Here is a 19,449-nt window from a genome sequence, read left to right as displayed (position 1 = left end):
GTCCGGCACCGCTCGTCGTTCAGATACGTTTGGCTATATATAAGACCGGACGGTCCGGTTCCAGCACGGCCCCGATCACATCATGCGGAACAGCCTTGTAAAAATTGCGGTCATCGCGGCCCTGCTCGCCACGCCGGCCTTGGCCGCCGGGACGCTGGCGGAGTTCAACGCCGCCGTAGAGCGCGCGGCCGCGCATTACCGGGTGGCGCTCGGCTATCTGCGCACCGGCAATACCGACCTCGCCGCGCTCGAGGTCGAGCGCATGCGCGAAACCTGGGGCCAGGTCGCCAGGGATTTCGCCCAGCCGCCAAAGGAAATGGCAAAGGACCTCCAGCTTTATCGCAACACGATGCTCGACGTCGGCGTGCGCCTCGTCACCGCCTCCATGATGATCGATTCCGGCCGCGCGGCCGTGGCCGCCGACGCGCTGCGGGCGATTCGCAACGAACTCTCCGATCTTCGCAAGGCCAATGGCATCGTGGTGCTCGCGGACTGCGTGCGCGACGCCAACGCAGCGATGGATGCGCTTTACGTATTCAACGATCGCGATCTCGACTGGTCGCGCCCCGGCGTCGCAAAAGACCTGCAAGCCAGGGCCGCGAGCTACGGCAGCACCTTGAAACGCTGCGACGGTCTTGCCGACGCGAGGACCCGCGCCGACCCGGAATTTCGCCGGCTGGTCGACGGCGCAGCCGCCAGCCTCACCTTCATCCCGAAGGCGATCGAGACGCGCGATGCCGGGCTGCTGCATCGTGTGATGATCGAACTGCGTGCATTCGATCATCTTTTGGCGTTCCGTTATGGATGAAACGCACTGTCGTCTTGGCCGGCGGCAGAAACTTTTTCTTTTTTGACACCGGCGTTCCGGGCGCCCTTACACGTATTCATGTTTCTTGATATATTTCAGGAAACGCGCCGATTACGCGGTCTTTATGTCGTTGTCACCGATGTCGCTGAAACGTCTCCACGCGGTTTTGATACTCGCCGCGACGCTCGTCGCCGCGCTGCCGGCGCGCGCCGCCGAACTGGTGCTGTTCGAAAACGCCTATTGCCCCTGGTGCACGACGTTTCACCACGAGATCGGCGCGATCTATCCCAAAACCGACGAAGGCAAGCGCGCGCCGCTGCGGCGCGTCGACACCGACAAGCCGATCCCGCCGGACCTCGCCTTCATCGAGCGCGAGCGGCTGACGCCCCTCTTCGTCCTGATCGACCGGGGCCGCGAGATCGGCCGCATCCGCGGCTATCCGGGCGAAGATCATTTCTGGGGTTTGCTTGGCGTTCTTCTGAAGAAACTCGACGACGGAAAGTCCGGCAGCGCGCTTGAGCATGACGCCGGACAACGGTTGCGGCAGCCGGCACAGACCGCGCTCTGATCGTTTGTCATCCGCGGCATCGAACACGGGATCGTTAGCACCATGGAACTGCGGCATCTCGAACCAGCGGCCCGGCAGCGCGAACTCGACAAAATGGTCGAGAACGCCACCCGCGCCAGCGACTTCCTCAAAACGCTCTCGCATGAGAGCCGCCTGATGATCCTGTGCTTCCTTACCGAAGGCGAGAAGTCGGTGAGCGAACTCGAGCAGCTTCTGAATTTGCGCCAGCCGACCGTGTCGCAGCAGCTTGCGCGGCTACGCGCCGACGGCCTCGTTTCGACGCGGCGCGACGGCAAGGCGATCTACTATGCGCTGGCGAGCGACGAGGCGCGCACCATCATCGGCGCGATCTACGACGTATTCTGCCGCAAGATAAAGAAGCGCTAGACCGGGCGTCTGAGCGCTCCGCGTCTCACACCAGCTCGACCGTCAGCGGATTATATGAATAGAGCCACTTGTTGCGGTCGGCGCCTTCGTTGCGCTTGGAGAATTCGGCGCGGATCGCCTCTTCCGTATTCAGGTGAAACAGCCGCCGGTTCGCGGTCGACTGGTTGACCACCTTCGCCGTGCGATCGACCCGGTTGCGCTCGTAACGCTTGAGCGCGGCGGGAATGGTCGGCTCCATCGCCAGCGTCCGCGTCAGCACCGCGCCGTCCTCGATCGACATCACCGCGCCCTGCGCAAGATAAGGCAGCGTCGGATGCGCGGCATCGCCGAGCAGCGTCGCGCGCGGCGTGCTCCAGGTCATCACCGGCGGCCGGTTATGCAACGACCAGCGGAAACACTGGTCCTTGTCGGCATGATCGATGACCGCCTGGAGCGCGGGATGCCAGCCGGCATAGTCGGCCTTCAGCTTCTCCCACGGAAATTTCATCGTCCACGACTCTTCGAACACTTCCTCGGTCTCAACGATGCCGACGAAGTTCAGAAGCGCGCCGCCGCGCAGGTAGTAGCAGACGGCATGGCCGCCCGGCCCCATGAAGACCGACATGACCTTTTCAAGATGCGGCTGCGGCAACCGCTCGATCGGCACGGTGATGCGCCACGCCGCGTCGCCGGTATAGGTCGCGACCGCATCGCCGAGGATCTGCCGGCGCACCGCGGATTTCAGCCCGTCCGCGCCGATCAGGAAATCGCCGCGTGCCGCGGTGCCGTCCTCGAACTTCAGTTCCACACCCTTGTCGTCCTCGGTAAAGCCGGTGACCTTCTTGTTGAGGCGGATGATATCGGGATCGGCCTGCCGGGCGCGCGCGGCGAGAATTTCATGGAAGTCCGCGCGATGCATCTGCGTATAGGGCGCGCCGTGGGTGCGCTCGTGCTCCTCCGCGAGACTGAACCGCTGGATCACCTCGCCGGTGTCGTGCAGGCGGAACACATAGGCGCCGGGATGCACGCCGACGCGGCGGATGTCCGGCTCGAGGCCGAGGTCGCGCAGCACATGCATCGCATTGGCGCTGACCTGGATGCCGGCGCCGATCTCGCCGATCGCCGGGGCCTGTTCGTAGATTTCGACCTGATGGCCCGCCTTGGTCAGGCACGACGCGGCGGCCAGCCCGCCGAGGCCCGCCCCGGCAATCAGGATCTTGTAGCTCGGCATTCCAGTCGTCTCCGCACTCAGAACGGTTCGTAATCGCGCAAGGCGGGTATCACCTTTTCCCCGAACAGGCGAATCGAGCGCATCAGGTCGGCCTCCGGCAAATCCGCGAAATTGAACTCGCCGAAAAAGACATTGAACAGGCCGTCTTTTGCCGCAGCCCGCAGTTTGCGCGCCACCGTTTCGGGCGAGCCGATGAAGACGAGATCGTTCGCCATCAGAAACTCGGGATCGAACAGATTGGCCATGATCGCCGAGGCGCCGGGCTCGCCGCGGCCGATGAATTTTTTCGCGTGCGCCTTCACGCGATCCTCGAACGTTTCGCCGGGCTTGGCGGGATCGAGAAACCCTTCATAGGCGCGCGCCGCGCGCTGGCGCGCAACGTCGAGCGCTTTCTCGTCGGTTTCGTCGACATAAATCACGGTACAGTAGGCGATCTTCGGCTTGTCGGACCAGCCCGCTTTCGCCCAGTCGTCGATGAAGGTGCGGTAGCGCGGCGCCGCATCGGCGCGCGGATAGACCAGGAAATAACCGGGGTTGATCCGGTTCTGCGCGCAGAATTCAAGCGTCTGCGGATCGCGGCTCATCATCCACAACGGCGGATGCGGCTTCTGAACCGGCAGCACCGACAACGCGGCCTCGTCGGTATGAAAGTCCGCGCCGTGATAGGAGAACGGCTGCTTGCCGTAAGCCGCGCGCAAGTACGAGACAAACTCAAGCGTCGGTGACTTGCGCTGACCGTAATCGAGACCGAACGGCCGGAAGTAGCTCGCGGTGATGCCGGGCACGAGGCCGAGTTCCATGCGTCCGCCGGTCATCTGGTCGACGATGGCGATTTCTTCCGCCAGCCGCAGCGGATGATAGAGCGGCACGATGTAGCCCATCGAGCCGACGCGCAGCCGCTTGGTCCGCGCGCCCGCTCCCACCGCATAGAGGCTGGGCGACGACATCCAGCTTTCTTCCGGCGTGCAGTGATGCTCGACGCAGAAGCTGTAGTCGAAGCCGAGGTCGTCGCAGAGCTGAAGCTCGCGCCAAAGCTCCTCATAACGCTGGTGCGGCGTAAGGCCGGGCTTGGCCCAGACGTGGGAAAAATGTGCGAATTGCATTCGGCCTGCGTCGTCGTTGGAAGGGCGGCTAGCTTACTGCGATATCGATCAGCCGCAATTGCGGCCGTTCGGCGCCCTGCCAGCGGTCGATGGTGAGCGTGCCGGCCGCGTGCACGGCACGGCCGCGATTGTCGAGAAGCGCCTTGCCCAACGGCTTGTTCGTGGCGCGAAAGGCGATGCCGTTGACCATGCTGCCGTCGCCCGCGCGCAGCCGCACGCGGACATGATCGGCGCCGACCGGGTCGGCAAAGGCGAGCGTATGCGCGGGAAAGGCCAGCACCGGCTCCGGATTGCCGGCGCCGAACGGACCGGCCCGCGACAGCGTTTCGATCAGACCGACGGTCGCGCCGCCGGCGCTTACGGCGCCGTCGATGGAGAGGCTCCGGTCGCGCCGTGCTTCGGTGACGCTCGCGCCGAGTGCATCCTCGAGGAAGGCGCGGAACGGCGCGATGCGGTCCTTCTTCAGCGTCACGCCCGCGGCCATCGCGTGGCCGCCGCCCTTCAGCAGCAGGCCGTCCGCGACCGCACGGCGTACCGCGCTGCCCAGATCGACGCCCGTGATCGAGCGCCCCGAGCCGGTGCCGGTGCCCGACGGATCGATGGCAATCGCAAAGGCCGGTCGCTGAAAACGTTCTTTCAGCCGCGCCGCGACCAGCCCGACGACGCCCGGATGCCAGCCGGTCGCCGCCGTCACCACGGCCGCGCCCTTCTCCTCGAGGCCGAGCGCGGCGCTCGCCTCGGCTTCGGCTTCCGCGACGGCGGCGATCTCGATCGCCTGCCGCTCCTTGTTGAGACGATCGAGTTCAACGGCGATGGCCGACGCCTGCGACGGGTCGGCCTCGAGCAGCAGCTTGACGCCGAGTGCGGCGTTGCCGATCCGCCCGCCGGCATTGATGCGCGGCCCGAGCAGAAAACCGAGATGGAACGGCTCCGGCGGTCCGGCGAGCCGCGCGACATCCATCAGCGCGGTCATGCCCACGCTGTCGCGCCGGCGCAGCGCGATCAGCCCTTTCGACACGAAGGCGCGGTTGAGGCCCTTCAGCGGCACCACGTCCGCCACCGTGCCGAGCGCGACGAGATGCAGATAGGACAGGAGATCGGGTTCGGGCCGCGACGCATTCCAATAGCTGCGCTTGCGCAATTCGCGCGTCAGCGCGACCAGCGTGACGAACACCAGGCCGACGGCGGCGAGATGGCCGAGGCCGGACAAATCGTCGGCGCGGTTCGGATTGACCACCGCGACCGCTGGCGGCAACTGCTCGTCGGCCTGATGGTGATCAATCACCACGGTGTCGAGGCCGAGTTTCTTCGCCTCGGTCAGCGGCTCCATGCTGGTAGTGCCGCAATCGACGGTGATGAGCAACGTCACGCCGCGCTCTGCAAAGGAGCGGATCGCATCCACGTTCGGCCCGTAGCCTTCGAAGATGCGGTCGGGAATATGGATCGCGGGATCGAGCCCGCAATGGCGCAGGTATGATGCGAGCAACGCGGAAGACGTCGCCCCGTCGACATCGTAGTCGCCGAAGATCGCGACGCTCTCACCCGTCACAACGGCGTCCGCGATCCGCGCCGCAGCGGCCGGCATCGCGGTCAGCGTGTCGGGGTCCGGCATCAGCCGCCGGATGGTCGGATCGAGAAAGGCCTCGGCGTCGTCCGCCTCGACACCGCGCCCCGCCATCACGCGGGCGAGCAGCTCCGGCAGGCCGTAGCGCTGCGCGATGGCGAGCGCCCGCGCCTCGCCGCGCGCATCGAGGCGGTCGCGCCACGTCCTTCCGGTGACCGATTGCTCGACACCGAGAAACACGCGCGACGGCACTGCGGAAGCGGCTTTGGGAACAGCGGCCGGAATCATGGGAACACCCCGTCGATCAGACGCGGTTTGCCCGTCCGGCGCAACCCGCGTCTCAGTCGAGATGGAATTTCTCGAGCTGGCGATGCTCGGCGAGAACACGGCGCACCGTGCCGGTCAGCGAGCGCATCACCACCGTCTCGGTCTCGATCACGTTCTTGCCGAACTTGACGCCCTGCAGCATCGCTCCGGTGGTGACGCCGGTGGCGGCGAACAGGCAATCGCCCTTCACCATGTCCTCGATCTCGTATTTCCGCTTGGCGTCCTTGATGCCCATCGTCTCGATGCGCTTGCGCAACTCGTCGGAGTCGATGACGAGCCGGGTCTGCATCTGCCCGCCGATGCAGCGCAGCGCCGCCGCGGCCAGCACGCCTTCCGGCGCGCCGCCGATGCCGAGATAGATGTCGATGCCGGTCTTGGGCTCCGCGCAGTGAATCACGCCGGCGACGTCGCCGTCGCTGATCAGCGCCACCGCGGCGCCGACCTTGCGCACCTTGGCGATGATGTCGGCGTGGCGCGGCCGGTCGAGCAGGATCGCGGTGATCTCGGAGGGCTTCACGCCCTTCGCCTTGGCGAGCGCGATGATGTTCTCGTCCGCCGGCGCGTCGAGGTCGATCACACCCTTCGGATAGCCGGGGCCGATGGCGATCTTGTCCATGTAGCAGTCCGGCGCGTGCAGCAGCGTGCCGGCTTCCGCCATCGCCAGCGTCGCGATAGCGCCCGGCATGTTCTTCGCGCACAGCACGGTGCCCTCAAGCGGATCGACCGCGATGTCGACTTTCGGGCCGCCCTTGTTGCCGACCTTCTCGCCGATGAACAGCATCGGCGCCTCGTCCATTTCGCCTTCGCCGATCACCACGGTGCCGTCGATCGGCAGGTTGTTCAGCTCGCGCCGCATGGCGTCGACCGCCGCCTGGTCGGAGGCCTTGTCCTTGCCGTGGCCGCGCAGCCGCGCCGCCGACACCGCCGCGCGCTCGGTCACGCGCACGATCTCGAGCGAGAGAATGCGCTCCAGCGCCTGGCTCGACGGAACGGTAATCGTATTGCTCATCGCACTTACGCTCCCCACACGGGCGCCTTCGTCGCGGCGCTTCAGTTCTTCTCGATGCGAATGACCTGCGGCCGGCCAGAGATCACCCTATCGCGGCCCACCGCCGCAAGGGCTTTTCGGACCGCGTCCTCAGATGTCGCATAGGTGATCAGGATAACGGGGACGGAACCGTCCGATTTCGCGGATTTTGCCGCCGGCTGCCCCTTCGGGTGGCGCTGCACAATGGATTCCAGCGAAATCTGCTGCTGGGCCAGCCGCCGCGCGATGGTCGCCGCGGTGCCCGGCTTGTCGCGCGCCTGCAGGCGAATGTAGTAGCCGCCCTCGTGGCGCTGCATCGGCGCCTTGCGCACGGTGGCGAGTTTCGCGACCGGCTGGCCGAACGGCGCGCCGCAAACGCCGCGCGCGATGTCGCCGATATCGGAGGCAACCGCAGACGCCGTCGCCATGCCGCCGGCGCCAGGGCCGACCAGCGTCATCGGATTGATGCCGACCGCGTCGATGGTGACGGCGTTGGTCACGCCCATCACCTGCGCGATGGCCGCGTCCTTGCGCACCATCGTGGGATGCACGCGCTGCTCGATGCCCTGCGGCGTCTTCACCGCGACGCCCAAGAGCTTGATGCGGTAGCCGAGTTCGTCGGCGGCGATCAGATCGGCCGGCGCGATCGAGGAAATGCCTTCGACGTAAACGGCGCTCTCCGACACCTTGGTGCCGAACGCGATGCTGGCGAGGATCGCAAGCTTCTGCGCGGTGTCGTAGCCCTCGACGTCGAAGGTCGGATCGGCCTCGGCATAGCCGAGCGCTTGGGCCTGCTTGAGACACTCCGCGAAAGACAGGCCCTCCTGCTCCATCCGCGTCAGGATGTAATTGCAGGTGCCGTTGAGAATGCCGTAGATGCGCTCGAAGGAATTGCCGGCCATGCCTTCGCGCAGCGTCTTGACGATCGGGATGGCGCCGCCGACCGCCGCCTCATAGTTCAGCGCGACGCGGTTTTTCTCCGCCAGCGCGGCAAGCGCGACGCCGTGCTTCGCCAGCAGCGCCTTGTTGGCGGTGACGACCGACTTGTCCGACGACAGCGCGGCCTCGATGGCGGCTTTCGCCACCCCGCCCCCGCCGCCAATCAGCTCGACGAAGACGTCGATGCCCGACGCCTTCGCCAGCGCCACCGGATCGGACATCCACTTGATGTTTTTCAGGTCGACTCCGCGCTTCTTGGCGCGCGAGCGCGCCGTCACCGCGACGACCTCGATCGGCCGGCCGCAGCGCGCGGCGATCAGCGCGCGCTGCTCACGCAGCAGGGTGACGAGCGAAGCGCCGACTGTTCCCAGTCCGGCGACACCGATTTTGAGCGGCGCAACCATGAAGAGCCTGCAGCCTATGGAAAGACCACGCGCCTAGCGGCGCGTGGCGAGCGGAACGACGTTGTGCAGCTTTTCCGGCCCGCTTTCAAGGAAGCGGCGGATGTTGCGGGCGGCCTGGCGAATACGCTGCTCGTTTTCCACGAGCGCGATGCGAACATAACCCTCGCCGTATTCGCCGAAGCCGATGCCCGGCGACACCGCGACCTCGGCCTTCTCGATCAGCAGCGTGGCGAACTCGACGCTGCCGAGGCTCTGGAACGGTGCCGGGATCGGCGCCCAGGCGAACATCGAGGCGCGCGGGCTCGGCACCGGGAAGCCGGCGCGGCCGAAGCTTTCGACCAGCACGTCGCGGCGCTGCTTGTAGATCGCGCGCATCTCCTTGATGCAGTCATCGGGTCCGTTCAGCGCCGCGGCGGCCGCGACCTGGATCGGCGTATAGGCGCCGTAGTCGAGATAGGACTTCACGCGGGCGAGCGCCGCGATGACGCGCTCATTGCCGACCGCGAAGCCCATGCGCCAGCCCGGCATCGAATAGGTCTTCGACATCGAGGTGAACTCGACCGCAACATCGATCGCGCCGGGCACCTGCAGCAGCGACGGCGGCGGGTTGTCGTCGAAGTAGACTTCCGAATAGGCGAGATCGGACAGCACGAGGATACCGTGCTTCTTCGCAAAGGCGACGAGGTCTTTATAGAAGTCGAGCGAGGCGACGTAAGCCGTCGGGTTCGCCGGATAGCACACCACCACCGCGGTCGGCTTTGGGATCGAATGGACGATGGCGCGTTCGAGCGTGTGGAAGAAGTTCGGTGTCGGCTCGGACGGCACCGAGCGGATCGCGCCGCCCGCCATCAGGAAGCCGAAGGCATGGATCGGATAGCTCGGGTTCGGCACCAGCACGACATCGCCCGGCGCGGTGATCGCCTGTGCAACGTTGGCGAAGCCTTCCTTGGAGCCGAGCGTGGCGACAACCTGCGTGTCGGGATTGAGCTTCACGCCGAAGCGGCGCTCGTAATAAGCCGCCTGCGCGCGGCGCAGGCCGATGATGCCGCGCGAGGCCGAGTAACGGTCCGTGCGCGGCTTGCCGATCGTCTCCTTGATCTTCTCGATGACGTGCGGGGGCGTCGGCAGGTCCGGATTGCCCATGCCGAGATCGACAATGTCTGCACCGGCGTTGCGCGCGCGAGCCTTGGCCCGGTTCACCTCTTCGAACACGTAGGGCGGCAAGCGGCGGATGCGGTAGAAATCGTCCATTGTCTTGGTTCCTCGGGATCCGCCTGCCCTCCGGAATGAGCCCCTAAAGGGTGCGGACGGGACAGGCTTTTAGCATGGGGCGCGGCCGGTGCCAGCGGCTCAGCGGGTTTCGGCGGCGGCCGGCGGCTCTGCCGGCGTTTTGGCGGCCGGCCGAGCCCCTGTTTTGGCGGCTTCGATGGCGCGGGCGCGGGCGGCGCCGGCCTTTTCGACCTCCGCCTGGGCCCGGCTGATGGCGCCCTTGTTTTGCAGGGTATTCTGGCGGCTCCGGGCCTTGCTCAGTTGTTCCTCAAGCTCGAACTGCTGCTCGGCGGTGAGCGGCTTGTTCGGGCGCGCGCGCACGTCATGCACGGCAGGATACTGCGCGGGGTTGTCGGAACGCTTGGGGGCGCTCGCCGGCAGACCGCCGACCTCGGTCGGCAGGCTGTCGATCACCGAGGCCGCCGAACAGCCGCCGAGCGCCAGCGCAACCGCCAGCGCGGCGGCCGCGAGATTCCGGCTCACAGTCGAACGTTGCATCGGTTATCTGCGCCCGGTTCGGGACAATCTATTCGCGAAGTCAAAGCATTATACTACGGCCACATTACAACCTAATATGGTCAAAGAATGGTTGATGTCGGTCGCACACGCGGGGTTAAGGGCAATCCCAAGCGCCTTGCAGTCGGCGCGCGGTCGCGCCATGTCTGGGCCGGGGCGGACCGACACCATGGATGAGGCGACCAAAAAACCGGCCAAGCCGGCGAAGCACGTTGCGGCGAAAGAAAAGCCCGCCGCCAAGGTGTCCGGCAAGTCCTCCGGCAAGCCCTCCAGCCCGAAGGAGCTTCCCGCAGACGCCGCGACCGCCAAGCTGGCCGATGCCGGGCCGGTCAACGCGAGGCCGGCCAACGGCAAAGCGGCGCACGAACCGGCGCCCGAGCGGCCTGCCGCGCAGACCGCCCCTTCGCAGGCGGAAAGCAAAGTCGACATCGAAACGCTCGCGCGCAACCTCGCCCGCCTCGTCGAGGAGAGCGGCAAGGCGATCGCCGCCTACATGAAGCCGCGCGAGGAAGGCCAGATCAAAACCGACAACGCCGAAAGCTTCGCCGACATGGTCAAGAGCGTCGGCAAGGTCGCGGAATACTGGTTGTCCGACCCATCCCGCGCGCTCGAACTGCAAACGGGTCTCGGCCGCTCCTATCTCGACCTCTGGGCGACGACGGTGAAGCGCATGGCCGGCGAAGAACAGCCGCCGGTCGTCACGCCCGATCCGTCCGACCGCCGCTTCAACGATCCGGAGTGGACGTCGAACCAGTTCTTCGACTTCATGAAGCAGGCCTATCTGCTCACCGCGCAATGGGCGAACCACCTCGTCACCAATGCCGAGGGCGTCGATCCGCACACGCGGCACAAAGCCGAATTCTACGTCAAGCAGATGGTTAATGCGCTGGCGCCGACCAACTTCGTGCTGACCAACCCGGAACTGCTGCGCGAGACGCTCACGAGCAATGCCGACAACCTCGTGCGCGGCATGCATATGCTGACCGAGGACATCAAGGCCGGCCGCGGCAATCTCAAGATCCGCCAGTCCGACGGCTCGGCTTTCAAGGTCGGCGAGAACCTTGCGACCACGCCGGGCAAGGTGATCTTCCAGAACGACCTGATCCAGCTCATCCAGTACGAAGCGGCGACGAAGGACGTATTGAAGGTTCCGCTGCTGATCGTGCCGCCGTGGATCAACAAGTTCTACATTCTCGATCTCGCGCCCGACAAATCCTTCATCAAGTGGTGCGCCGATCAGGGCCTCACGGTCTTTGTCGTGTCGTGGGTCAACCCGGATGCGCGGCAGGCGGCCAAGAGCTTCGAAGAGTACATGAAGGAAGGCATCCTCACGGCGATGGACGTCGTCGAGGAGGTCACCGGCGAGAAGCACCTTCACGTTCTCGGCTATTGCGTCGGCGGCACCCTGCTCGCCGTCACGCTCGCATGGCTTGCCGCGCAGAAGCGCGACCGCGCGCTGACCGCGACGCTCCTGACCACGCAGGTCGACTTCACCCACGCCGGCGATCTTCTGGTGTTCGTCGACGAGGAGCAGGTCGCCAACGTCGAAAAGCACATGAAGGAACAGGGCTATCTCGAAGCCGCCAACATGGCGACGGCGTTCAACCTGTTGCGCTCGAACGATCTGATCTGGCCCTACGTCGTCAACAACTACCTGCGCGGCAAGAAGCCCTTCCCGTTCGACATTCTCTACTGGAACGCCGACGCAACGCGCATGCCGGCCGCCAATCACTCGTTCTATCTGCGCAACTGTTATCTCAACAACACGCTGACGCAGGGCGAGATGGAGATCGGCGGCGTCACACTCGATCTGCGCAAGGTCACGGTGCCCATCTATAATCTCGCGACCCGCGAGGACCACATCGCGCCGGCGAAGTCTGTGCTGGCCGGCTCGAAATTCTTCGGCGGGCCGGTGAAATATGTGCTGGCCGGCTCCGGCCACATCGCCGGTGTCGTCAACCCGCCGGCCAAGCACAAGTACCAGTACTGGACGGGGGCTGAGCCCTCCGGCTCCGACGTCGCCAAATGGCTGAGCCACGCGACCATGCATCCCGGCTCATGGTGGCCGGACTGGATCGGCTGGATCAAGGACCACGGCGCCGAAACGGTGCCCGCGCGCAAGATCGGCGGCGGCAAGCTGACGCCGATCGAGAACGCGCCGGGATCCTACGTCAAGGTGCGCGACTAGAATCTCACCGCTTACGACGCGAGTTTCACCGGCACCTTCAGGTAACGCACGCCATTCGCCTCCGCCGGCGGGAACTTGCCGGCCCGGATATTGACCTGAATTGACGGCAGCAGCAGCGCCGGCGCGGCGAGTTTGGCATCGCGCGCCTGCCGCATTGCGACGAAATCATCTTCGCTCACGCCCTCATGGACGTGAACGTTGCGCGTCCGCTCTTCGCCGACGGTGGTTTCCCATGCATAGCTGTCGCGGCCCGGCGCCTTGTAATCGTGACACATGAAAAGCCGAGTCTCAGGGGGCAGTGACAGCAAGCGTTTGATCGAACCGTAGAGCGCCCGGGCATCGCCGCCAGGAAAATCGGCCCGCGCGGTGCCGTAGTCCGGCATGAACATGGTGTCGCCGACGAACACAGCATCCGCGATCTTGTAGGATACGCAGGCCGGTGTGTGGCCGGGCGTGTAGATCACGTCGGCTTGCAGGCCGCCGATCGTGAACGTCTCGCCGTCCTTGAAAAGATGGTCGAATTCCGAGCCGTCGCCGGAGACATCCTGCGCGTCGAACACCGGGCGGAAAATGCGCTGCACCTCCCGGATATGCTCGCCGATGCCAACTCGCGCACCGGTTTTCAACTTGATATAGGGCGCGCCGGATAAGTGATCGGCATGCGCGTGGGTCTCGAGGACCCACGTAATCGTAACGCCCTCCTTTGTCGCCGCCGACAGCAGGGCGTCGGCCGACGTCGTCGACCCCTTGCCGCTGCGGTAGTCGAAATCGAGCACAGGATCGATCACCGCGCCCAGCCGGCTCACCGGATCCCACACCAGATAGCTCACGGTATTCGTCGGCTCGTCGAAAAACGCCCGGATCGCGGGCTTCGTCTGCTGTGGCATTGCTGCCTCCGTTATCGGCGGTTCTTGGTATTGACTTATATATTAGAAAATACTAATTTAGCAATATCTAACGTACAGGATACACCGATGAACGCTCTCGCCGCCCGCTCCCGTTCCAAGGCTGCCGCCATGCCCGGCATCAGCGACTTGTCTCGCAAGGCTGGGGAAGCAGCCTTGCTGCTGAAGCTGCTGGCCAATGAAAACCGGCTATTGATCCTGTGTCAGCTCGCCGCCGAGCGTGAAATGTCGGTCGGCGCCATTGCCGGTGCGGTCGGGTTAAGCCAGTCCGCCCTCTCGCAGCATCTTGGACGGATGCGCGAGGACGGTCTCGTCGCCACCCGTCGCGACGGCCAGACCATTTACTACCGGATCGCCGATCCGAACGCGAGCAAGCTGTTGTCCGTGCTGAAGGCGATCTACTGCCCGTAATAATCGAGAAGAAGAAAGGCCCTCGTGATGACAGACCTGAAGACGATTTCACCGCAGCGTGCCGCCGAGCTTATGCGCCAGGGCGCCGTTCTCGTCGATGTGCGCGAGGCCGATGAGTATGCGCGCGAAAAGATTCCCGGCGCGCGCCATCACGCGCTGAGCCGCATCGATGCCGAGCATCCTGCCCGTCCCGGCGACGAAATTCTCATCTTCCATTGCCGCTCCGGCGCCCGCACCAAAGGCAACGCGCCGCGCCTTGCGCAGGCCGCTGGCTCATGCGCAGCCTTCGTACTTGAAGGCGGGCTCGATGCGTGGAAGAAAGCCGGCCTTCCCGTCGCGCAGGATCGCCGCCAGCCGCTCGAGATGAATCGCCAGGTCCAGATCGCAGCCGGCAGCCTGATCGTCGCCGGCGTTGCACTCGGATGGCTGGTGAATCCAAACTTGTTTGCGCTCTCCGGCTTCGTCGGCGCGGGTCTGATGTTCGCCGGCATCACCGGCACCTGCGGCATGGCGCGCTTGCTCGACCTAATGCCGTGGAACCGCCGCACCGCTTCGGCAGCGTAACGGCATGACCGTGTTGCCGACCATTCTGGCGCTCGGCTCCGGCGGTCTGGTCGGCTTTAGCCTCGGTCTCGTTGGGGGTGGCGGCTCGATCCTTGCCGTCCCGCTCCTCACCTACGTGGTCGGCGTGCCTTCAACTCACGTCGCGATCGGCACGAGCGCGATTGCCGTAGCCGCCAGCGCCGCCTTCAATCTCGCCGGTCATGCACGCGCGCGGACCGTAAAATGGCCGTGCGCCGTCGTCTTCGGACTCTCAGGTGTGACGGGAGCCGCGCTCGGCGCCCATCTTGGCAAGCTGATGGACGGCGGGCGGCTGCTGACCCTGTTCGGCCTGCTAATGATTGTAGTCGGGGCGCTGATGCTGCGCACCCGCCATCACGGCGGCGATCCCGACGTGAGGCTCGGCGCGGACAACGTGAAACATCTGCTGCCGCTATTGGTCGGCATCGGCTTCATCGTCGGTCTCGCGTCCGGCTTTTTCGGCATCGGTGGCGGCTTCCTGATCGTGCCCGGACTGATCGGGGCCACCGCCATGCCCCTCATCAACGCCATCGGCTCGTCGCTCGTTTCGGTGACGCTCTTCGGCCTCACCACCGCCGGCAGCTATGCCCTTTCCGGTTTCGTCGACTGGGCGTTGGCCGGCCTGTTCGTCGCCGGCGGCGCGGTCGGCGGCCTCGCCGGCATCGGCCTTGCTCGGCACCTCGCCAGTCATAAGCACGTCCTGTCGATCACCTTTGCCGGCATCATCATCGCCGTTGGGGTCTATGTCGTCGTGAAGTCGTTGATAGCTTCGTGACGCCATAGTCCGGCGACACCCCGCATCCGTTCCGCTACACTCCCGGCGGCGAGTCTCGCGAGGGAGTGACCCCATGACCAAAGAACTGATGTGGCTGGCGCTGACGGCGATGCTGACCGGCGTGCTGTGGATTCCCTACATCCTGGACCGCATCGTGGTGCGCGGCCTCGTCGGCTCGATGGCCAATCCCTCGCGCAACGACAAGCCGCAGTCGCCCTGGGCGCAGCGGCTCTATTTCGCCCACACCAACGCGGTCGACAATCTCGTGGTGTTCGCCGCGCTGGTGCTGGTGATCGACGCCGCCGGCAAAGGCTCGGCGACCACCGCGACGGCCTGCGCGGTCTATTTCTGGGCGCGGCTCGCCCACGCCGTCATCTACGCGCTCGGCATTCCGTTCGCGCGCACGATCGCCTTCGCGATCGGCTTTGCCGCGCAGGTGGTGCTCGCGCTCGCGATCTTCAATCTGGCCTAGGGCACGATCCCGAAAAGCGGGAACCGGTTTTCGGGCAAGATCATGCCCGAGCAAAAACCGGCTCCTACGGGAACAGCGCGACCTGCTCGATCCCGAGCGTCTCGGGAAAGCCCAGCACGAGATTCATGTTCTGGATCGCCTGACCCGAGGCGCCCTTCACCAGATTGTCGAGCGCCGAGATGACGATCGCGCGGCCGGCGATGCGGTCGCTGGCGACGCCGATGAAGGTCATGTTGGAGCCGCGCACATGCCGCGTCTGCGGCGTCTCGCCGAACGGCAGCACATGCACGAACGGCTCCTTCGCATAGGTCTTCGACAGGATCGCATGCAGATCGGCCGGCGTGCGGCCGCGTCTGCCCCGCACATAGATGGTCGAGAGGATGCCGCGGTTCATCGGCACCAGATGCGGCGTGAAGGTGACGACCACCTCTCGCCCGGCGGCGGCTGAGAATTCCTGGTCGAGTTCCGCCATGTGCCGGTGGTGCCCGACGCCATAGGCGTGGAAGCCTTCCGACACCTCGGAAAACAGCATCGCTTCCTTGGCCGAGCGCCCTGCCCCGGTCATGCCGGACTTCGCATCGACGACGATCTCGCCGAGCTCGATCGCCTTCTCCTTGATGAGCGGAACGAGCGGCAGCTGCGCGCAGGTGGTGTAGCAGCCCGGATTGGCGACCAGCCGCGCCTTCTTGATGGCGCGCCGGTGAACTTCCACGAGGCCGTAGACCGCTGCCTTCTGCAGCTCCGGCGCGTGATGCTCGTGGCCGTACCATTTCGCGTAAGCCGCGGTGTCGGACAGCCGGAAGTCGGCGGACAGATCCACCACCTTTACGCTCGGCGCCTTGTCGAGCAGTTCCTTGATCACGTTCTGCGTCGTCGCATGCGGCAGCGCGCAGAACACGAGGTCGAGACCGAGCGAGACCCAGTCGAGCCCTTCGATCGAGACAAGCTTCGGCAGTTCGAACGGCGAGAACTGCGGGAATACCTCGCGCATCTCCTGCCCGGCCCGGCGGTCGGCGGTGAGCAATGCAATCTCGACGCGCGGATGCCGCAACAGCATCCGCACCAGTTCCGATCCGGTGTAGCCCGAGGCGCCCAGCACGCCGACTTTCGCTTGCCTTGCCATCGCAGTTCTCTCTTCCCGAAGCCGGCAACCGGCCGGCATGACGCATTATGTCATAATGCCCGCGAGGGGCGCTTCACGCTCGATGCCGGAAGGAAATATCGCGACGATGACCTGCGCGCCGCGGATCTCCGTCCGGCGGCACGGAACCTGTCACGCAGACGTGCGGGCCCGTGCCGTGACGATACGGCGGCGGCGCAGCGGACGTGCGGTTGCTGTCATCATGGGCGCGGTAAATAGGACCGTGCGCCGCCGCCGTCAAGCCGGGCGCGGCGGGAGCCCGGCATGCGCTCAGCCGCCCTTCAGCGGCAGCGGCTGCTCGCCCAGCATCGCCTTCATGACCGCCTTGCGGGCCGCCTCCGGCGCGATGCCGTGCGTGGCCAGCAGGTCGCGGCAATCGGCCAGGATCGCGTCGGCGTCCTGGCTCATCTTGAGACGCTTAAAATTGTCGTCATAGGCCGGCAGACCCATGCTGGCCGCGACGATCTCCATCATGTTGACGATGCGGAACGGCCAGTCGCGCTCATGCGCGCACAGTTCGCGGTGGTCGACATGATAGAGATTGACCAGCGCGTCCACCCCGGCCTTCTCGCAGGCTTCGAGCGTCGCAAGCTGCAGGCCGCGCTTGAACTCCGGCAGCGCGTTGAGCGAATTGTTCATCAGCCCGACCGACGGCTGGCCGATATCGACGATCTCGATGCCGGGCACGGCAGCCAGCAGATCGCGGCACACGGCCGCGACGCCGCGCACGCCCGGCGGCACATGCAGCGCGACACGCATCGCGACGCGACGCGTCAGCATCGGCTTCAGCGCATCGAACTTGCCAGAGAGAAACAGCATGAACGGCGTCATCTCGAACGGCCGCGCGCCGGTCATCTTCTCGACCGTCGGCAGCATCGTCTCGGTGAACTGCACATGGCAGCTGCCGCACCAGGCGAGCACGCCGGTCTTGCCTTCAGCGAGCTTGCCGAGCGTGTTGGCGCCCATGCGGCCCGACATCTCGGTGTCGCCGGTGCGCAACTGGATCACGCCGCAGCAATGCGACGGCCCGCCCATCACGCGATAGGTGATGCCGAGCGCGTCCATCAGGTCGAGCGCATGCATCGCGATGTGCGGCGTCTTGAGCACGTTGCAGCCGGTGTAGAACACGAAATCCGGCGCCTCGCCGGGTTTCGCGGTCGAACCGCTGCTCAGGCGCTCCGTCATCCGCTGTCCGAGCCGCCCCAGCGCCTCGTCGCCGAGTTGCATGCGCGACAGCACGGTCACGCCGTCGGCCATCAGGCGGTAATTCTCGACGCCGGCCTTGCGGCGTTCGCGCGGCTCGACGGTGCTCTTCGCAAGCGCCACCCGCGCCATCGACAGCAGGAAACGCGGATTGACGTCCTCGTCGCAGGCCTCGATGCAGTCGCCCGACAGCGCGCAACCCTTGGCCCAGACACGCGAGGCGGCAGGCCCCTCGCCGGTGCGCAGGATATCGATCACGCCGCCGATCACCTCGGACGGCGACACCGCGCCGCCCGACAGGCCGACGCCGGCGGCATCCGTCACCGGACAAACCTCCACGCATTTGCCGCAGCGCGTGCAGGCAGCCGCCATCTCCTCCGCGCGCGCGGAGAGAGCGGCCTCGAAACTGGCACCATCGAACGCTGCGGCTTGCGACGACATCGCGCTCATGACCCCATTGTAACGCCTTCGCGCGGCGCCCGCCAATGAACGCAGGTTATCGGAGCGTGAAAAAAGAAAGGGCCGCCGGCGACGGCGGCCCTCCCTCGCAATCGTGCGAACCGCTCAGGTCAGCGCGTGAACCTGAATCAGCCGGTAGCCGTTGCCGTCCTTCTCGACATAGCCGGCCGCCGGGAACGGGAAATGATAGCCGACCACCGGCATCTTCTCGGCCATCGCCATGTCGTAGAACTTGCGGCGCGTCGCTTCCGCCATCGCGCCGTCGTTGTCGAACACCAGATGCCAGTTCGGGTTGCGCATGAAAACGCCCGGCTGGTTGGTGACGTCGCCCTGCACGACGAGCTTCTTCGAGCCGCTGCTGATGATGAAGGAGACGTGGCCCGGCGTGTGGCCCGGCGTCGCGATCGCGGTGATGCCGGGGGCGACTTCCTTGCCGACCTCGAACGGCGTCGTCTTGAGGCCGTCGAACACCTTCTTCACGTTGGCGAAGTTGCCCTTGTTGGCGCCGTTCGCCTTGCTCTGGTTCGACTCGTCGGTCCAGAACTTCTGCTCGGCCTCGGGCACCTTGATCTCGGCGCTCGTGTAGGCCGGCGTGCCGTCGGCATTCTTCAGGCCGTTGATGTGGTCGCCGTGGAAATGCGAGATCAGCACGATGTCGACCGCCTTCACGTCGATGCCGGCCGCCTGCATGTTCGCGCGCGTATTGCCGACCGCGCCCTTGGTCGCCGCGAAGGCGCCGAGGCCGTTGCCGGTGTCGATCGCGATGGTCTTGCCGCCGGACTTCACGATCAGCGGGCTGAACGAGATCGTCACCTGCCCTTTCGGCATGTAGAGGCCTTCGAACGCCGCGGCTGCCTGCTCCTTGTCGACATTGGCGACGAACTTGTCCGGCATCGGGAAGGTGCGCGCACCGTCGAGCACCTGGATCAGCTCGATGTCGCCGAGCTTGTAGCGGTAGACGCCGGTGGTCGATCCCGCCACGCCTTGCGCATTCGCCGACGCGAGCGTCAGCGGGTTGAACCCTGCGGCAGCCGTCGCGGCGGCGCCGGCCGCCGTCGCGAAGACGTCACGGCGCGTAAACTGAGTCATCGTTGTTCCTCCGATGTCTGGTCTTGTGTTGCAGCGAAAAAACGTATTCTGAAACTCGCATTCAAGCAGACGCATCCTTGCGAGAATGCGACAGGCGATTGC

The 19,449-nt window shown here is 65.6% G+C and carries 19 protein-coding genes; 8 read left to right on the top strand and 11 right to left on the bottom strand.

What is annotated here, in order from left to right; all coding sequences use genetic code 11:
* The first annotated feature begins 82 nt into the window (after window positions 1-82).
* The 3 genes from AB7F10_RS05040 to AB7F10_RS05030 all read left to right on the top strand — a co-directional run bounded on the left by AB7F10_RS05040 (window position 83) and on the right by AB7F10_RS05030 (window position 1,763).
* Window positions 83-808 carry a hypothetical protein gene (locus tag AB7F10_RS05040; RefSeq protein ID WP_428564845.1) on the top strand — a complete coding sequence of 242 codons (726 nt, stop codon included), beginning with the start codon at window positions 83-85 and terminating at the stop codon, window positions 806-808.
* Between the two features lie 124 nt (window positions 809-932).
* Window positions 933-1,376, top strand: a complete 444-nt coding sequence (locus AB7F10_RS05035) for a hypothetical protein (protein WP_428564848.1) — start codon at window positions 933-935, stop codon at window positions 1,374-1,376.
* A gap of 42 nt (window positions 1,377-1,418) precedes the next feature.
* Entirely contained in the window at window positions 1,419-1,763 is a 345-nt protein-coding gene (locus AB7F10_RS05030; protein ID WP_428564851.1) for an ArsR/SmtB family transcription factor, read from the top strand.
* Between the two features lie 25 nt (window positions 1,764-1,788).
* Here AB7F10_RS05030 and AB7F10_RS05025 read toward each other — a convergent pair whose 3' ends face one another.
* From AB7F10_RS05025 to AB7F10_RS04995, 7 genes are all read right to left on the bottom strand, one after another.
* A complete protein-coding gene (locus AB7F10_RS05025) occupies window positions 1,789-2,973 on the bottom strand; it encodes an FAD-dependent monooxygenase (RefSeq protein ID WP_428564854.1) in 1,185 nt (394 codons plus the stop codon).
* A gap of 17 nt (window positions 2,974-2,990) precedes the next feature.
* The gene (locus AB7F10_RS05020; protein ID WP_428564857.1) at window positions 2,991-4,076 is read right to left on the bottom strand and encodes an LLM class flavin-dependent oxidoreductase; all 1,086 of its coding nucleotides are present in this window, start codon (window positions 4,074-4,076) and stop codon (window positions 2,991-2,993) included.
* A gap of 28 nt (window positions 4,077-4,104) precedes the next feature.
* Window positions 4,105-5,928, bottom strand: coding sequence for a single-stranded-DNA-specific exonuclease RecJ (recJ, locus tag AB7F10_RS05015; protein ID WP_428564860.1), 1,824 nt, complete (start codon window positions 5,926-5,928; stop codon window positions 4,105-4,107).
* A 52-nt stretch (window positions 5,929-5,980) separates the two neighbouring features.
* A complete protein-coding gene (glpX, locus tag AB7F10_RS05010) occupies window positions 5,981-6,976 on the bottom strand; it encodes a class II fructose-bisphosphatase (RefSeq protein WP_428564863.1) in 996 nt (331 codons plus the stop codon).
* A gap of 41 nt (window positions 6,977-7,017) precedes the next feature.
* Window positions 7,018-8,337, bottom strand: a complete 1,320-nt coding sequence (locus tag AB7F10_RS05005; RefSeq protein ID WP_428564866.1) for a homoserine dehydrogenase — start codon at window positions 8,335-8,337, stop codon at window positions 7,018-7,020.
* Between the two features lie 33 nt (window positions 8,338-8,370).
* Complete coding sequence (locus tag AB7F10_RS05000) at window positions 8,371-9,588, bottom strand: LL-diaminopimelate aminotransferase (RefSeq protein ID WP_428564869.1); 1,218 nt, start codon at window positions 9,586-9,588, stop codon at window positions 8,371-8,373.
* A 99-nt stretch (window positions 9,589-9,687) separates the two neighbouring features.
* On the bottom strand, window positions 9,688-10,104 hold the full coding sequence (locus tag AB7F10_RS04995) for a hypothetical protein (protein WP_428564872.1): 417 nt from the start codon (window positions 10,102-10,104) through the stop codon (window positions 9,688-9,690).
* Window positions 10,105-10,291: 187 nt separating this feature from the next.
* Here AB7F10_RS04995 and AB7F10_RS04990 point away from each other — a divergent pair, with 187 nt between their 5' ends.
* Window positions 10,292-12,310: a PHA/PHB synthase family protein gene (locus tag AB7F10_RS04990; RefSeq protein ID WP_428564875.1), complete on the top strand. Its 2,019-nt coding sequence runs from the start codon at window positions 10,292-10,294 to the stop codon at window positions 12,308-12,310.
* Window positions 12,311-12,321: 11 nt separating this feature from the next.
* On the opposite strand, the gene AB7F10_RS04985 is transcribed toward AB7F10_RS04990, so the two are convergent.
* A complete protein-coding gene (locus tag AB7F10_RS04985) occupies window positions 12,322-13,197 on the bottom strand; it encodes an MBL fold metallo-hydrolase (protein WP_428564878.1) in 876 nt (291 codons plus the stop codon).
* A gap of 87 nt (window positions 13,198-13,284) precedes the next feature.
* Between AB7F10_RS04985 and AB7F10_RS04980 the strand changes: the two genes are divergently transcribed.
* The 4 genes from AB7F10_RS04980 (at window position 13,285) to AB7F10_RS04965 (ending at window position 15,455) form a co-directional block, all read left to right on the top strand.
* Window positions 13,285-13,626 (top strand): ArsR/SmtB family transcription factor, encoded by a 342-nt coding sequence (locus AB7F10_RS04980; protein WP_428564881.1) that lies wholly within the window; start codon window positions 13,285-13,287, stop codon window positions 13,624-13,626.
* Window positions 13,627-13,653: 27 nt separating this feature from the next.
* Complete coding sequence (locus AB7F10_RS04975; RefSeq protein WP_428564884.1) at window positions 13,654-14,190, top strand: rhodanese family protein; 537 nt, start codon at window positions 13,654-13,656, stop codon at window positions 14,188-14,190.
* Between the two features lie 4 nt (window positions 14,191-14,194).
* On the top strand, window positions 14,195-14,983 hold the full coding sequence (locus tag AB7F10_RS04970) for a sulfite exporter TauE/SafE family protein (RefSeq protein ID WP_428564887.1): 789 nt from the start codon (window positions 14,195-14,197) through the stop codon (window positions 14,981-14,983).
* A 73-nt stretch (window positions 14,984-15,056) separates the two neighbouring features.
* Window positions 15,057-15,455, top strand: coding sequence for an MAPEG family protein (locus tag AB7F10_RS04965; RefSeq protein WP_428564890.1), 399 nt, complete (start codon window positions 15,057-15,059; stop codon window positions 15,453-15,455).
* A 64-nt stretch (window positions 15,456-15,519) separates the two neighbouring features.
* On the opposite strand, the gene argC is transcribed toward AB7F10_RS04965, so the two are convergent.
* The 3 genes from argC to AB7F10_RS04950 form a co-directional block, all read right to left on the bottom strand.
* Window positions 15,520-16,578 (bottom strand): N-acetyl-gamma-glutamyl-phosphate reductase, encoded by a 1,059-nt coding sequence (gene argC, locus AB7F10_RS04960; RefSeq protein WP_428564893.1) that lies wholly within the window; start codon window positions 16,576-16,578, stop codon window positions 15,520-15,522.
* 288 nt (window positions 16,579-16,866) lie between these two features.
* Window positions 16,867-18,249, bottom strand: coding sequence for a heterodisulfide reductase-related iron-sulfur binding cluster (locus tag AB7F10_RS04955; protein ID WP_428564895.1), 1,383 nt, complete (start codon window positions 18,247-18,249; stop codon window positions 16,867-16,869).
* A 114-nt stretch (window positions 18,250-18,363) separates the two neighbouring features.
* Window positions 18,364-19,347 carry an MBL fold metallo-hydrolase gene (locus AB7F10_RS04950; protein ID WP_428564898.1) on the bottom strand — a complete coding sequence of 328 codons (984 nt, stop codon included), beginning with the start codon at window positions 19,345-19,347 and terminating at the stop codon, window positions 18,364-18,366.
* Window positions 19,348-19,449 lie beyond the last annotated feature (102 nt).

Origin of the sequence: Pseudolabrys sp. (assembly GCF_050250095.1) — a bacterium.
Lineage (GTDB): Bacteria > Pseudomonadota > Alphaproteobacteria > Rhizobiales > Xanthobacteraceae > Pseudolabrys.
This window is presented reverse-complemented; position numbering and strand designations above follow the sequence as displayed.